At 24.4% G+C, this 14363-nt stretch carries 13 protein-coding genes; 12 read left to right on the top strand and 1 reads right to left on the bottom strand.

All coding sequences use genetic code 4. The features are described 5' to 3' along the window. Positions 1 to 4 precede the first annotated feature (4 nt). From EXC44_RS00705 to EXC44_RS00670, 8 genes are read left to right on the top strand one after another with little or no spacing between them, the layout of a single operon-like run. On the top strand, positions 5 to 307 hold the full coding sequence (locus tag EXC44_RS00705; RefSeq protein WP_099309323.1) for an Asp-tRNA(Asn)/Glu-tRNA(Gln) amidotransferase subunit GatC: 303 nt from the start codon (positions 5 to 7) through the stop codon (positions 305 to 307). Continuing rightward, the gene (locus EXC44_RS00700; RefSeq protein WP_129621007.1) at positions 307 to 1626 is read left to right on the top strand and encodes an amidase family protein; all 1320 of its coding nucleotides are present in this window, start codon (positions 307 to 309) and stop codon (positions 1624 to 1626) included. The genes EXC44_RS00705 and EXC44_RS00700 overlap by 1 nt, the downstream gene beginning before the upstream one ends. Beyond that, the gene (gatB, locus tag EXC44_RS00695) at positions 1626 to 3053 is read left to right on the top strand and encodes an Asp-tRNA(Asn)/Glu-tRNA(Gln) amidotransferase subunit GatB (RefSeq protein ID WP_129621005.1); all 1428 of its coding nucleotides are present in this window, start codon (positions 1626 to 1628) and stop codon (positions 3051 to 3053) included. The genes EXC44_RS00700 and gatB overlap by 1 nt, the downstream gene beginning before the upstream one ends. Further along, positions 3034 to 4155, top strand: a complete 1122-nt coding sequence (locus tag EXC44_RS00690) for a YhjD/YihY/BrkB family envelope integrity protein (RefSeq protein ID WP_129621003.1) — start codon at positions 3034 to 3036, stop codon at positions 4153 to 4155. The genes gatB and EXC44_RS00690 overlap by 20 nt, the downstream gene beginning before the upstream one ends. Positions 4156 to 4214: 59 nt before the next feature. Next, positions 4215 to 4715, top strand: coding sequence for an MAG0490 family ComEA-like DNA-binding protein (locus tag EXC44_RS00685; RefSeq protein WP_129621001.1), 501 nt, complete (start codon positions 4215 to 4217; stop codon positions 4713 to 4715). A 44-nt stretch (positions 4716 to 4759) separates the two neighbouring features. After that, on the top strand, positions 4760 to 5917 hold the full coding sequence (locus EXC44_RS00680; protein ID WP_165001832.1) for a ComEC/Rec2 family competence protein: 1158 nt from the start codon (positions 4760 to 4762) through the stop codon (positions 5915 to 5917). Positions 5918 to 5925: 8 nt separating this feature from the next. After that, positions 5926 to 6861, top strand: a complete 936-nt coding sequence (holA, locus tag EXC44_RS00675; protein ID WP_129620997.1) for a DNA polymerase III subunit delta — start codon at positions 5926 to 5928, stop codon at positions 6859 to 6861. Beyond that, the gene (locus EXC44_RS00670; protein ID WP_129620995.1) at positions 6824 to 8065 is read left to right on the top strand and encodes a hypothetical protein; all 1242 of its coding nucleotides are present in this window, start codon (positions 6824 to 6826) and stop codon (positions 8063 to 8065) included. Before holA ends, EXC44_RS00670 begins: the two co-directional genes overlap by 38 nt. Positions 8066 to 8079: 14 nt before the next feature. Here the strand turns inward: EXC44_RS00670 and EXC44_RS00665 are convergent, their stop codons facing one another. Beyond that, the gene (locus EXC44_RS00665; RefSeq protein WP_120161116.1) at positions 8080 to 9000 is read right to left on the bottom strand and encodes a nucleotidyltransferase; all 921 of its coding nucleotides are present in this window, start codon (positions 8998 to 9000) and stop codon (positions 8080 to 8082) included. A 144-nt stretch (positions 9001 to 9144) separates the two neighbouring features. Between EXC44_RS00665 and rpmF the strand changes: the two genes are divergently transcribed. The 4 genes from rpmF to secDF all read left to right on the top strand — a co-directional run bounded on the left by rpmF (position 9145) and on the right by secDF (position 13678). Then, the gene (gene rpmF / locus EXC44_RS00660; RefSeq protein ID WP_099309332.1) at positions 9145 to 9351 is read left to right on the top strand and encodes a 50S ribosomal protein L32; all 207 of its coding nucleotides are present in this window, start codon (positions 9145 to 9147) and stop codon (positions 9349 to 9351) included. 93 nt (positions 9352 to 9444) lie between these two features. Continuing rightward, positions 9445 to 10035: a Holliday junction branch migration protein RuvA gene (gene ruvA, locus EXC44_RS00655; protein ID WP_129620993.1), complete on the top strand. Its 591-nt coding sequence runs from the start codon at positions 9445 to 9447 to the stop codon at positions 10033 to 10035. Next, positions 10013 to 10969 (top strand): Holliday junction branch migration DNA helicase RuvB, encoded by a 957-nt coding sequence (ruvB, locus tag EXC44_RS00650; protein ID WP_223213413.1) that lies wholly within the window; start codon positions 10013 to 10015, stop codon positions 10967 to 10969. Before ruvA ends, ruvB begins: the two co-directional genes overlap by 23 nt. Before the next feature lie 153 nt (positions 10970 to 11122). Beyond that, positions 11123 to 13678, top strand: a complete 2556-nt coding sequence (secDF, locus tag EXC44_RS00645; protein WP_129620991.1) for a protein translocase subunit SecDF — start codon at positions 11123 to 11125, stop codon at positions 13676 to 13678. Positions 13679 to 14363 lie beyond the last annotated feature (685 nt).

The raw sequence follows: 14363 nt of genomic DNA, 5'->3' as shown, positions 1-14363 counted from the left end.
TAATATGAAACAAATAAATAATGAAAAGATTAAAAGAATAGTTGAATCATTAATGTTTGAACCAAATGATCAAGTAATTAATAATATTATTAAAAACTGAAATGACCTTAGTAAGAGCATTGAATTATTTAATAATTTTAATTTAGAAAATCTCGAGCCAATGACACATATTGATCAAAGTTATCAAATAGATTTTTTACGTGAAGATATTCCTAGTCAAATTAATTCTATAACTAAAGAAACTATTTTAACTAATACTAAAAATAAAGATGATGATTATGTTATTTTAGCTAAGGTGGTACAATAATGCGTAAACTACAAGTTAAAGGTGATTTAACTAAAGCTTTAAAATACTTACAAAATGACCAAAATAATGCAGTAGCTAAAATCATTGCTTTAGATATAAATAATCATAGCAATAGTCAAATTAATGGGGCTATTGCTACAATCAAAGATAATTATGCAATTAAGGGTTATGAAACTAAAGCTTCAAGTTTAATTTTGGAAAGTTTTGACCCTGGTTATGATGCAACAATTGTTCAAAAACTAAAAGAAGCAGGAGTAAACTTAGTAGCAAAAACCCATCTTGATGAATTGTCACTTGGAGGAACTGGGGCTCATAGTGCTTATGGAATAGTTAAAAACCCCAATGATCAAACTAGATATGTTGGTGGTTCTTCATCTGGATCGGCTGCAACTTTAACTAAAGATATTTCTTTTTCAATTGGTAGTGATACTGGAGATAGTGTTCGTTTACCAGCTTCGTTTGTTAATAGAGTAGGTTTTAAACCTTCTTATGGTGCTATAAGTCGCTATGGATTATTTGCCTATGCTTCATCACTTGATACAGTAGCATATTTTGCTCATAATGTTAATGATGCAATTTTAGTATCTCAAGTTTTATATGGGATAGATTCAAATGATATGACTTCTAAAGAAGTGTTAATTAAGAATGTTATTAAAACTAAACCAAAAACTGTTGTATTTTTGGATCTCACTGACCAAGTTGAAGATTATTACAAGGTTTCTTGCCACCAATTAATTGCAAAACTAGAAAAACAAGGCATTAAGGTAAAAATCATCAAGCCAAATTATCAAATTTTGGAATTAATCCAACCAGTTTATCGGATTATTTCATTTTCAGAAGCTAGTTCAAATTTAGCTAATTTAACAGGTATTTCTTTTGGTAACCGTGTTGATGGTAAAAGTTGAGAAGAAACCTTAAAAACTACTAGATCAACTAAATTTGGTCATATGGTGCAAGAGCGCCTTTCATTAGGAAGTTATTTTTTATATAAAGAAAATCAACAAGAGATTTTTATTAAAGCGCAAAAGGTAAGAAGATTAATTACAAATTATTATAATGAGTTGCTTGCTGAAGGTGATGTTTTAATTTATCCAGCTACTAGCGGAATAGCACCTAAATTTGATCATAAAAGTACAAATAAAGTTATTGACTATATTTTAACTGGATCAAATTTAGCTGGTAATCCATCAATTACAATTCCTTTAGGCAAAAAAGATAACTTAGGATATAATATTGCCTTAGATTGCAAGTTATACCAAGATCAAAAACTTCTAGGAATTGCAGAGTATTTTGAAGAATTAATTAAAGGAGCAAAATAATGGTTGAAAATTTTGAAGTTATTATCGGGATAGAAATTCATGTCGAATTAAAAACCAAGACCAAAATGTTTTCTAGTGCACCAATAGATTATTTTGCGAGTGCTAATACTAAGGCTAGCCAAGTTGATTTAGCTTACCCTGGAACCTTACCTTTAGTTAATAAAGAAGCTGTTAAATATGCCATAGCTTTAGCTAAAGCATTAAATATGGAAATTGATGATGAATTGCATTTTGATCGTAAGCATTATTTTTATCCTGATTTACCAAAAGGATATCAAATCACCCAATTTTACCGTCCAATTGGAAAAGATGGTGAATTAGAAATTAAGGTTAATAATAATTCAAAGAAAATACAAGTTGAAAGAATTCACTTGGAAGAAGACACTGCAAGGCAACATCATTTTGATGATGTTACAAAATTAGATTATAACCGTGCAGGAATTCCTTTAATTGAAATTGTTACTTACCCTGTAATTAGAAGCGCTAAAGAAGCTTCTGCTTACGTAGATATGATTAAAAGGACTATTTTAGCTTTAGAAATTTCAGAAGGTAAATTGGAACAAGGTAGTCTAAGAGCTGATATTAATATCTCGATTCGTCCTTATAGTTCAAAAGTCTTTGGAACAAAAGTTGAAATAAAGAATTTAAATTCACTTTCAAATATTGAAAAAGCAATTGATTATGAAATTAAATTGCAAACTAAGCAAATCTTAAACAATGAAGAAATTTTACAAGCAACAAAACGTTTTGATGTTGATAAAAATGAAAACATTATAATGAGGGTAAAAACTGGTGCTGTTGATTATAAATATTTTCCCGAACCAAATATTCCATTTATAAAACTTTCAAAAGAATTTATTGATTCAGTTAAATTACAAGAACTTCCAAACAAAAAAGAACAAAGATATTTAGAAGCAAAAATTCAAAATATTTATATTCAAAGCTTATTAGATGATATTGAGTTAGCTAAATATTTTGATAGTATCGATTATCCAGATAAAGATAAATTATCTAAACTCTTTTTTGCTGAACTTGTTTCTTTAGCTAATTTAAAAGGTCTTAAAGCTTATGAATTAAAGATTAAAGCATCAGATTTTGCTGATGCAATTGATTTATTAGACCATGGGATTATTTCAGGTAAATCATTTAAAAAATTGGTACCTTTATTAATAGATTTTAACGGAGATTTAAATAATTTAATAAAAGAACATAATTTAGAACAAATTTCAGATCCAAATTTAATTAATTCAATTGTTAAAAAAATAATTACAAATAACGAAGATTTGGTTAAGGAATATCCATCAAGACCAGAAAAAGTAACTAAGTTTATTTTAGGTACTTTAATGAAAGAAACAGGTGGGCAAATTAACCCTGTTTTATCTAATGAAATTACACTTAAGGCTTTAAATGATCTTTTTAAAAACTAAACAAAATCATTATCGTAAATATATAAAATTAAAAAAGAAAAAATCGCATTTACGTAAGTTTTATACAAATATTATTTATCCAGATCGTTTGGAAATTTTAAATGTTATTTATGAGACTATTTTAAAATATGTTATTTTATTCTTTACAACATTCTTAATTTGAGTTAAGAATGACAACGATAAAATTAAACGTAATAAATTAGTTCAACTAGTTTATAGTAACTATAATTCAAAAGAAACAGGGTTTGTTTGAATTTCAACAATTTTTTATGTGCTAATTTCATTTATTCCTGTTATTTATATAGTTGGGTTTTTAAATCTAACCATAAATAACTCAATAACACCATTTAAAGATTATATTGAACCCTTTGTACGCTCGCGCACCGAAAGTGTGCCAAATAATGTTTTCCAGTATTTATTTAATTCAATTGTTTTTCAAAAGTTTATACCTGGTGGAGAATCTTATTTTGTTTTAGACAATCAAAACCAAGATGCTGGCTTTAACACTTTTTTTTCTTTAATTCCTGGTTCATTTATTGCGATACCATCTTTATATATAGCAGCTGGTGGATATGTAAAGGTGATTTCTGCTTATAATTTTATTTTTGGGAATAGTAGAACTGGATCATTTTTTGGCAATAAAGTTAAAGGATTATGATTAGTTATTGTAATTTCGATTTTACTGTGAATTTTTAGTAATATTTTTATCTTTACTGAAGTTCATTTATGAACCAGGTATGGTGGAATTAACAACTGATTATCGGACTTTATTTATTTAATTTATGTATTAGTATTTTTAATAGTTTTATTTTTGGTTTTATTTAAATTAATTCCGTCATTTAAAATTAAATTTAAAGAACTTTTTAAAGGAACAATTGTTGCTACTTTACCATCATTTGTTTTAATCGTAATTTATACTTATTTAAATCAATTAGTTTCATATACTAAATTTGGTTCAGCAGCTGGGTTTTTCTTTTCAATTAGCTTCTTTATAAACTGGTTTATTTATTTTATGTTTTTAGGTATTATTTTTAATAATGCTTATTATAAAAGTTTTGTGAGTTCAAAGACTATTCCAAAACGTATTTATGCATTTATTTAATAGGTAAAACCTATTTTTTTATTTTTAGTTTTTTCTTATGGTATTTTTATTCAATAATTATGAAGCGCAAAACCTTTGGACAAATTTTATTAATTTTCTTATTTTTATTTTCAGTAGCAGGCACCATTGTTGTTTTACAAGTTTACATTAATAAACCAAAAGATAAACAATATAATAATGAAGAAAAAATTCACATTTATTACGTTAGTGGAGCCGTAGTAAATGATGGAGTAATTAAATCAACTAAGAAATTAACATACCGGGAATTACTATTCCAAGCAAAGGTGCAAGACTTAGCGGATTTATCTAACTTTAAATTAAATAATTTTGTGCCTAATAGTAGTAAAATCCATGTCCCATTTTCAGATACAAAATTAAGGTGAATTGATTTTGAAAATATTAAACAAATAAGTCCATTAAAATTATCTAATAAAATTTCCCAAGCTTTGTTAGATTACCGTAAGGAAAACCCTAAAACAACATGAAAAAAAATTGAACAGATCAGTGGAATTGGTACAAAGACGCTTGAAAAGCTCATGAACTTTTTCGAGTTAATTTAAAAGACTTATTTTTGTTTTTAATAGCTTCTTTTTTTATTTTATTTATGCAACAAAATAATGTAATTTGATTATTTGTTGCTTTTTGTGTTTTAATTTTATTTATATTATTATTTTTACATAACTTAAAATTCATTGTATTTAGTTTAGCCATGATTTTCTTAGTATATTCTTTAAAACAATTATCAAACCAATTATTTTTAAAAATTTATCAAAGTATTTATTGAGTTGATTTAATTGATAAAAATAATTACAAGCTTTTAAATATTAACAATGAAGCTTTTTATTTAAATTTAAATAATGTTAATATTAAACTAAACTTGTGAGATAAGGTTTTAATAAACGGTGAAATAAGTAATAAGTATTTTAACTACATTAAAGATTTAAAAGTATTAAATTCATATGATATACGTTATCATATTTTTAGCTTTGCAAATAGCATTAACCAAATTTACTCACAATTTTTAATACCATTATTATTTGGTTCGAGTGTTAATTATCAAACTAGTCCATTTGTTTATGCTAGTGAACTAGGATTAATTCATATTTTAATTATTAGTGGAATGCATTTTCAACTGTTATTTGCTTTTTTAAAAGTATTTTTTAAAGGCAAATTAAAAAACATTAGCTATATATTATGTATAATTTACTGGTTAATGTGTTTAAAAACTATTTCAGTAAATAGGGCATTTTTTACTATTATGTTAAATTATTTTGTTAATAAAAAATTAGATAAAGAATATAAATTTCTTTTTATTTTAGTTTTAACAGTATTATTTACTTCAAATCTACAAGCAAATTCTCAAGGGTATTGACTTAGTTTTATATTATCGATTTTTATTAGCAATATGGAAAAAGAAAATTATAAAAAATCAATAGGTACCTATTTAGTAACTTATTTTCATATTTGATTAATTTCAACTAGTTTAATTATCATATGAAAAGACCAAATTAATTTAAGTTCTTGGTTTTTAAGTATTTTTATTTCACCAATTTTTGAAATATTGTATATTATCTTAATTATCTTTATTTGATTGCCGCCGGCAATTAGTTTAATCCAACTGTTTTTAGATAATTTACTTTTACTATTAATGTATCTAAAATTAACAATTGATATAAATTTAATTCTTAAGGTTATTTTGCCATCAATTACTTTAATATCATTTTTAACTGTTTTTATAAATAAAAAACAAAATAAACTATAATAAGTGATATGAAATTTATATTCGGAGATGAACAATTTTTTATTAATAAAAATCTTAACCAAATTAAATCTTCATTTACTTTGGATCAAACAACTATTTTAGATGATAATTTTGAGTTTCAAGATTTACTTGATTTAATAGCTATAAATTCGCTTTTTAGTGATAAAAAACTTATAATTGTTAAAGATTTTGAACTATTAACAACTAATAAATATAACAAAACATTGCAAAAAAAATCTGATTCTTTAATTGACGTTTTGAGCAATTTTGAAACACAAAATGAAGTTGTCTTTATTTTAAATTCAGCAAAAGTATATAATAATGCATTTAGCAATTTTTTAATAGAAAATGCAAAAGTAATTGAATGTAAAAAAATCGCTAAAAAAGATTTAATATCTGAATTATTAATATTAACAAAAGAACGCAACATAACTTTTTCTTATTCAGATCTCACAATATTTTTAGATAAAATGCCTGATAATTTAGAAATTATTATGAATGAGTTTAATAATTTAACTCAAAATTATCAACTAATCAATTTTGAGTTAATTGAAGCAACTGTTTCAAAATATGCTAAAAATGAAGTTTTTTCATTTTTTAATTCAATAGAAACTTTTAATTTACATAAAATTTATGAAAAATATTTAGAAAGAGTTTCAGAAGGTGAAGAAATAATTTCTTTAATTGCACAATTTGGAAATATCTTGAGTGACTGTTTGAATTATTTTTATATGTTACAAACGGGTTTAAATAACATTCAAATAAGCGAAAAAACTAAACAACCACTTTGAAAAATCCGTAAAATAGCTAGTGTTTTAAAATATTTAGGTATTAAGAAGATAAAACACCAAATTCAAGAGTTAGGAAAACTTGACCTTTTATCAAAAACAACTGGAGTAAATATCAATGAATTATTTGAAATCTTTCTCATCAAAAACTTTTAATGTTGATTTAAATAATGAATATTTTATTTTCATGTATCCAAAAAGTCAAGAAATATTATCTAATAATGAGTTTTTAGAGTATTTAAATTTTCTTTCTCAAAAAATTGAGAAATTATCTTTAAATAATTTAAAGGTTATTTTAGTGTTACCCCATTGGTATTTTTCTTGAGAATTTGAAACTGAAGAATCTGCTAATTTGGTTACTGAAAATGATAAGTTACTAAGAACTTGGTTAAAAAATTTAATATCGCTTGGAAATGTTCAAATTAAACAAATTGTTAATTTTAATACTCTGAATTTTTTAGCTTATACAATTTCAAAACAAAATACTAGAGCTAATGATATTTTAAATACAGAAGATTTGTTAGATCGTTCTTTAGATTTAGCTTTTAATGATAATACTAAAGATAAAGAAGCAATAGCTAATTACGGCTTAAAAGAAGATCAAACAAATATGTATTGAAATTTATTTATGGTTTATAGCTTTTTTTCAAATAACTATAATGTTTCTGGTATTGTCTTTGAAGAACTTGATGTTTATTTAAAATCTATTCCTAAAAATATTATTATTAAAGAAATTGATTTTTTAAACCGTGTTTTTAATTACTTTAAACAAGAATTAAAAATAAAAATTTACAGTTATTGCAAAAAAAATATTAAATTGAAATATTTCAATTTGCTAAATTTCATTGATGAAAAAATTTATGATTTTGAATTTAAAAATAATTTTGCACTTAATTTATTTGACACAATTTTATTAAACAAAGCAAGTTATAATTTAAATTTTAATAATTATTTAAATATCAAACACACTGAATATGTTTTTATGTTTGAAAAATTAAAAACAATAACAAAGCAACTTATTTTTAATAACCCAAAAATTTCATTTACTTATTTACCAAACATATTTTTAAGTAAATGAAAAGCCAAAGGAGTTTTATATCATTTTAATTTTTTAGATTACTTATATGACTTTATTATTGACCAAATTATTTATTTAAATACTAAATATATAATTGCTAATAATACACAAATTAAAAATAGATATTTATTGCAAAATCTTCATAAAGGAATTTTATGCTGACAATTAAGTATTGATAATCAAATTTTTTTAGAAAAAATTAATATTAGCAACAAAGTTTATAGGGAAAGTAATTTTCTACTAATGCCTTACCAAACCAAATTAATTAAAAAAAGAGATTAAGTTTATAAAAAAACTTAATCTCTTTTTGATTTTAATAATATAGATAAATAAGTTCGTTTAATTCTATTGCGGGTATATCTGCGGCTGACACAAGAATCAATAAAATCACTATAATTATTATATTCTATATTTTTTTTAAATAAATTTTCAATTCCTTCATCAACCATTTTATAGTTTTTAAGTTTTTGGGCACTAGTTTTTTTAACAAATTTTTGGAACTTAGTATAAGTATCTTCTATTCTTTTAAACTTAGTTATTTTCATTGGAGTATATTTGCTAGTATCTTGATTATTTAAAACCATTTTGCGTAAGTTTGTAGCAGAAGTGAATTCACCAAGTGCATCTAATGAATGAAAACCAATAGTTCGTTGCAAACAAAGTGGCTTAATGTTAAAATTATTTTCAACTATACTTTTAACATATTCAATTCCTAAAATATCATTTGGTGCAGTTAAAGAATAATTAGACAAATCATGAATAGCTAAGGCTGAAGATTTAGGAAAGCTATTGCCACCAGTTTTTAAATATTTTTTAATTAATTTATTGTACTGATCTTTTTTATATTTTAAAATATAAGCTATTTTCAAAAACTGAGTGATATCTCCGGTTTCTGAACCAAAAACTAAATAATCAATTTTTTCTTTATTTAGTTTTTTTACTGCTTCATTAGCAAAGATATGAGCTGCTTGAGCTGAGATTTTATTATTTAATTTAATAAATTTCGAAACACCATATTTTTTAGCAATTTTCTTTCTTTGGTTTCACGAAACACAAATATATTCAGCACGTTGCGAATATTTATAACTCATTGCAACAATAATTTTAGAATTAGGAAATTTTTCTTTAATTCAGTTTAGTTGGTAAATATGTCCATTATGAAATGGGTTATATTCAACAACTATTCCAATTTTTACCTTGTCTCTTTTTGTTTTCATATATAATTTATTATAAATTAATGATTTAAATAATTTAATTAAATTTTACATTTCTTAAATTTTAATTTTATATTATAATTGTTATTGCTATTTAACATATATAGTTAAAATTTTGTTTATATAAATTAACTTCAAGGAGGAAATATGGCAATTGTTCCAAAACGCAAGACATCAAAACAACGTAAACACAAAAGACAAACTCATAGCGCTTTAGAAACACCAAACTTAATTAAATGTTCAAATTGTACAAAATTAATTGAACAACACGTATTATGTCAACACTGTGGATTTTACAAAGGTAAAAAACATACTTCATATCTTGCATTAAACGATCGTATTAAAAGTAGTTAATATCATAATATAACAGGGCAGTAACTTTTGCTGCCTTTTTTCTTTTTTAGTACACTTTGTTTTTATTTCTTATTTTTAAAACGGAGGAAAATTATGATTTTATACAAAATTGGCGAAATTGTTTTTAAGAACAAAACAAGTATTATCTTTGAAAATAAAGGAGACGGATATATTGTAAATGTTGCAAATATTAACCGTTTTGAAGTAGGCACAAAGTGCAAAATTTATTTATACGAGCAAAATACAGAATTTTACAAAAATATTTACGGTTTTAAAGATTTTAAAGAAAGGCTTTTATTTACTGATTTAATTACTGTTGAAAAAGTAGGACCTAAAATAGCAATGACTATTTTAGAAAAAGGTTGAGAAGTTGTAGCTCACCATATTGCTACTGACAACTGAGCAGAATTAGCTAAAATTAATTTTGTCTCAGAAAAAACGGCTAGATACATTTGTGTTGAGTTGAAATCAAAATGATCAAAACTAATTGATTTAAGCAAAGAAAAAAGAACCGAGGTTAATAACTTAACTGATTTAACTAATACTCTTAGTTCTTTGGGGTTTAAACGAAACCAAATTGAGTATGCTCTAGCTAACATTACAGAAAAAACAGATCTTGATAAAATGGTAGAAGAAAGCATAAATCTAATTACAACAAATAGTGAATCACACCTTAGAACTTAGACCAACTCAATTTAAAGATTTCGTTGGTCAAAAAAACTTAGTTAAGACCTTACAAACAGTAATAAGTAGTTCACAAATTCAACAAAAAAATTTGCCACATATTTTATTTTACGGAAGCCCTGGAATGGGAAAGACAACATTAGTTTCGATCATTGCAAACCAAATAGGTGCAAAGATACATTTTATTCAAGGGGCAAACATTGAGAAAAAAAGTGATCTAATCAATGTTTTATCTGTAATTAATGAAGGCGATATTGTTTTTATAGACGAAATTCATAGCGTAAATAAAACTGTAGTTGAGTTTTTATATAATGCAATGGAAGATTTTGTTTTTGATTTAATTATTGGAGTTGAAGGAAATTCTCGTTCTATGAGGATGAAAATTAAGGAATTTACATTAATAGGCGCAACGACTCGTATCAACGATTTGCCTCAGCCACTTAAAGATCGCTTTGGCTACATTGGTAGATTAGTTAATTACGAAGAAGATGAAATTAGCAAGATTTTGGAAAATTCTGCTAAAAGACTTAATGTGAATATTGAAAAAGATTGTATTAAAAAAATTAGTCAATATTCCAGAAAAACCCCAAGAATTGCTAATCATTTATTGCAAAGAGTTAATGATTTTGCAATTTCTTTAAATAATGGCATGATTGATCTTAAAATCATTCAAAAAACTTTTAAATCACTTGATTTATATAAATATGGCTTAACTAAAGATCATGTTGAATATTTAGAATTACTTAAAGAAAATTTTTATGAAAAATATGTTTCACTGCTAACTTTATCAAGTTTAATTAAATTTAATAAAGAAAATATTGTAAGTGATATTGAACCGATTTTATTATTCTATAATTTAATAGAAAAAAATTCACGAGGCCGCAGAATTACTACTCAAGGAATTGATTATTTATTTAGTTGTAGAAGAGATTAAATGTTGTTTACTAAACCCTCTATAAGCTTTAAACATTAATTCTTATGGAGGGTTTTTACTTAAAAATTACGGTATTTTATTAGATAAAATGACAAAAATAAAATACCCCAAGAATCGCCTTAAAAAAAATAAGTTTTGTGGTATATTTAATATATGAGATTTTTAAATAGTATATTTAAATTAACATCTTGAAAACGGATTGCTATTAGTAGTTTATTATTAATAGCTGGAATCCTATCAATTATCTTTGGAGGACTTTTTTACTTTAATGGGAATATTAATAAAACTTATGAATATAACCCTGGAACAAAAATAGTTGTTAAAGTTAAAAAAGAAGATTCTGATCCAATTGATAATCTAAAGATTTCTAAATCAATTAACGACCGCCTGGTTGATGGTTTTGGTTATACCGGAATTAAGGTTGAACCTTATTCAGATGATAAAGTTATTATTTCTAAAAGCGGGAAATTATCACAAACAGAATTAAGTAATTTTATTAATGAAATTACTCAAAAACCTTCGATAATTGCTACTTCAACAGATATGCAACCATTATTTTATTTAGGTAAATTTAATAATACTCAAAAACTTAAATATGACAATGCTTACGCATACAATATTCCATTTAAAAAAGATGGTGCTGAATACATTGAACAAAATGGAACTAATAAAATTAGAATTGCTCTAAATGGTAATGTGGGAGAAACTGAATATTCAAAAGCTACCGAATCATTATTAAATAAAGAAATTTTAATTTGGTTAAATATTGGTGAATTATATTCTAAAGCAATCAATGAATATAAAGTTGAATGACAAGCCGCTAATCAAAACCTTTGAAGCTTCATTCATGTTAACAACGCAGCTAAATCAACTAGAACTGATACTAAGAAAGAAGCAGATAATATTTTAAAAGAAGCAGAATTAAATGTTTCACGTAAATATTTGATTCACCGTGGAAAAGTTTACTATGTTCATAATGGTAATCATGTATATTTAACTAATAATGCTAGTTTATCTAATTCTCAATCTCGCTCATTAGTCGAGAAAATTAATTTTGCTTTAGGAGATTATAATTTAGAGCTATTTTCTACTGAGCAAACAACTGTAAATGGCAGCGAGCAAAATAGTTACTTATATGCTTTAATTGGTTCAATTATTGCTTTTGCTATTTTAGCATTTGTTCAAATTATTAACTATGGATTATTAGGTGTAGTTGCTGCTATTTCAAGTGCTTTATATACAATTCTAACTTTATTAATTTTTACTGTTGTTAGAGGAGAATACTCACCAGCAACTCTAAGTTCATTATTAATTGGTATGGTAATTTTATTTGAATCGTCGGTTGGATGATTTGAGAAATTTAAAAATAGGCACCTAGGTGGTGATTCCATCAAAAAATCAATTATTAATACTTCAAAATTTAATTCGCTAAGGATTATTGATAGTAGTACAATTATTTTTGTTGCATCATTAATAATCTTTTTCTTAGGTACTAATGAAATAAGACACTTTAGTTCCTTTAGTGTCTTTGGAGCTTTGATAGCTTTAGTTGTTTCACTAATTTTTTTACGCCTCATTGTTGTTTCAATTAGTACTAGTGAATATCTTAGCTCTAAAACTAAATTATTTGGAATTAATAGTTTTAGCTATAAAGTTTATAATTTTCAAACTAAAACTACAATTAATTATTTTAAAAATTCAAGATTAGTTTTATTTAGTTTTGGTGCTTTATTACTTATTGCAATTATTGTTTTTGGAACTTTAGCTGGATTGAATCAAAACCTATTAAGCGGTTTTAATTCAACAAGTGAAATGCAAGGATATCATACTGTTAATATTTATAGTAGTGATAAAACCAAATACTTTTTTGATCAAAATTTGGCTAGCAACCTTATTTCACAAATCAATAATTCAGCAAACATTAATAAATTATTAATTAACCAGCCAACAATTTATTCAATTACTGGATTAGATCAACTAAGTGGAATTTCTTTAAAATTAACTCATGAAGATAAGGATATAATTAATGAACTTAATACTTTAGCTAATGCTTATAGTAATAATCTTTTAGTGGTTGATAGTTTTAAAGTAACTAATATTTCATCATTAAGTTCATTACAATGAAGTGCAATTAGTTTAATCGTTTCATTAATTGTTATTTTAATTTACACTGCCTTTAGGCTTGGTATAGTCTTTAGTTTAGTTTGAGGCTTTTCAAGTATTATTGATTTTCTAATTATCTTTATTGTTTTAGCTCTTAGTAGAATTACAGTTAATAATTTTAGTTTGGTTTTATTCTTAATTATTTTTGTATGAGCAAACAACGAAAAGAATCATATTTTTAGTGATCTAAAAGAAAATCTTAAATTAAGATATCATAAACAAATTTTAAATCACAACGAGATTTTAAATGTTGGAAATTATACTATTACTCAAAATTTAAAAAGATTTGTTCTTTCTTTTGTTGCAATTATTGTTTTAGGAATTAGTTTAAGTTTTGTTGCAACTCAAAGTAATTTATTACCAACTATTTTAATCTTTATTTCACTACCAATTATCTTAATTTTATCTACATATCTTGCAGTCTTTATCTGAATTAAATTATTTAGTTTTAGTGAAAAAACTAGACAAAAAAGAATTGACAATGGGTATTGAAATGTTAATAAACTAGATGAACAAACCTTTAACGGGATTAATGATTATATTTAATATATAAGCAAAATATTCGGAAACATCCGAATATTTTTAATTACATATTTTAGAAACACTATGATAAATTGTGGTCTAATAATTTAATTATGAAGATATAATTTAAAAAAGTAAAAGTCCTAAAAAACGGTCAAGTTGTTTTGAAGACTTAGGAAAAAAGTTCCAATTCTAATTGAATTTAATTTCAGAATTTAGTACAGATGAAATAGTTAAAGTAGTATTCTATTACAATAGAAGCATTCGACAAAACTGAAGTGATCAAAATGTAAATTATATAAGTTAATTTAAAAATTTTACTAATTAGAAGAATAAAATACTAAAAGTGAAAAGATAAACCCAACATATTTTAATTCAATAAATATACCGATATTGTCATGATCCGTTTCATCATAAATAAATAAAGATACAGTCCCCATTGATTTGCAAAGTACATAGCTTAAGTTTACAATTCAAATTAATAAATTAAATGAAAACTCTATGTAAAGAGCTATAAATAGTTTAAACAACAAAGAAATTAAATCTTTCTTTTCAAGACTAAAAAGAAAGATTTTTAACTTTAATGATACTTTGAAAAAAAGAAAAAATTTCTTGTTATTTTTTTGTATTTTTTTAACTTAAAAAGTGGTTTATTCTAACTTCTTCAAAAATAAGTCTTAAAATACCCGGAATTAATCCAGGTATTTAC

The organism is Mycoplasmopsis bovirhinis, assembly GCF_900660515.1.
Taxonomy (GTDB): domain Bacteria; phylum Bacillota_I; class Bacilli_A; order Mycoplasmatales; family Metamycoplasmataceae; genus Mycoplasmopsis; species Mycoplasmopsis bovirhinis.
The sequence above is the reverse complement of the archived record's forward strand: the minus strand, read 5'-3'. Positions and strand labels throughout refer to the sequence as shown.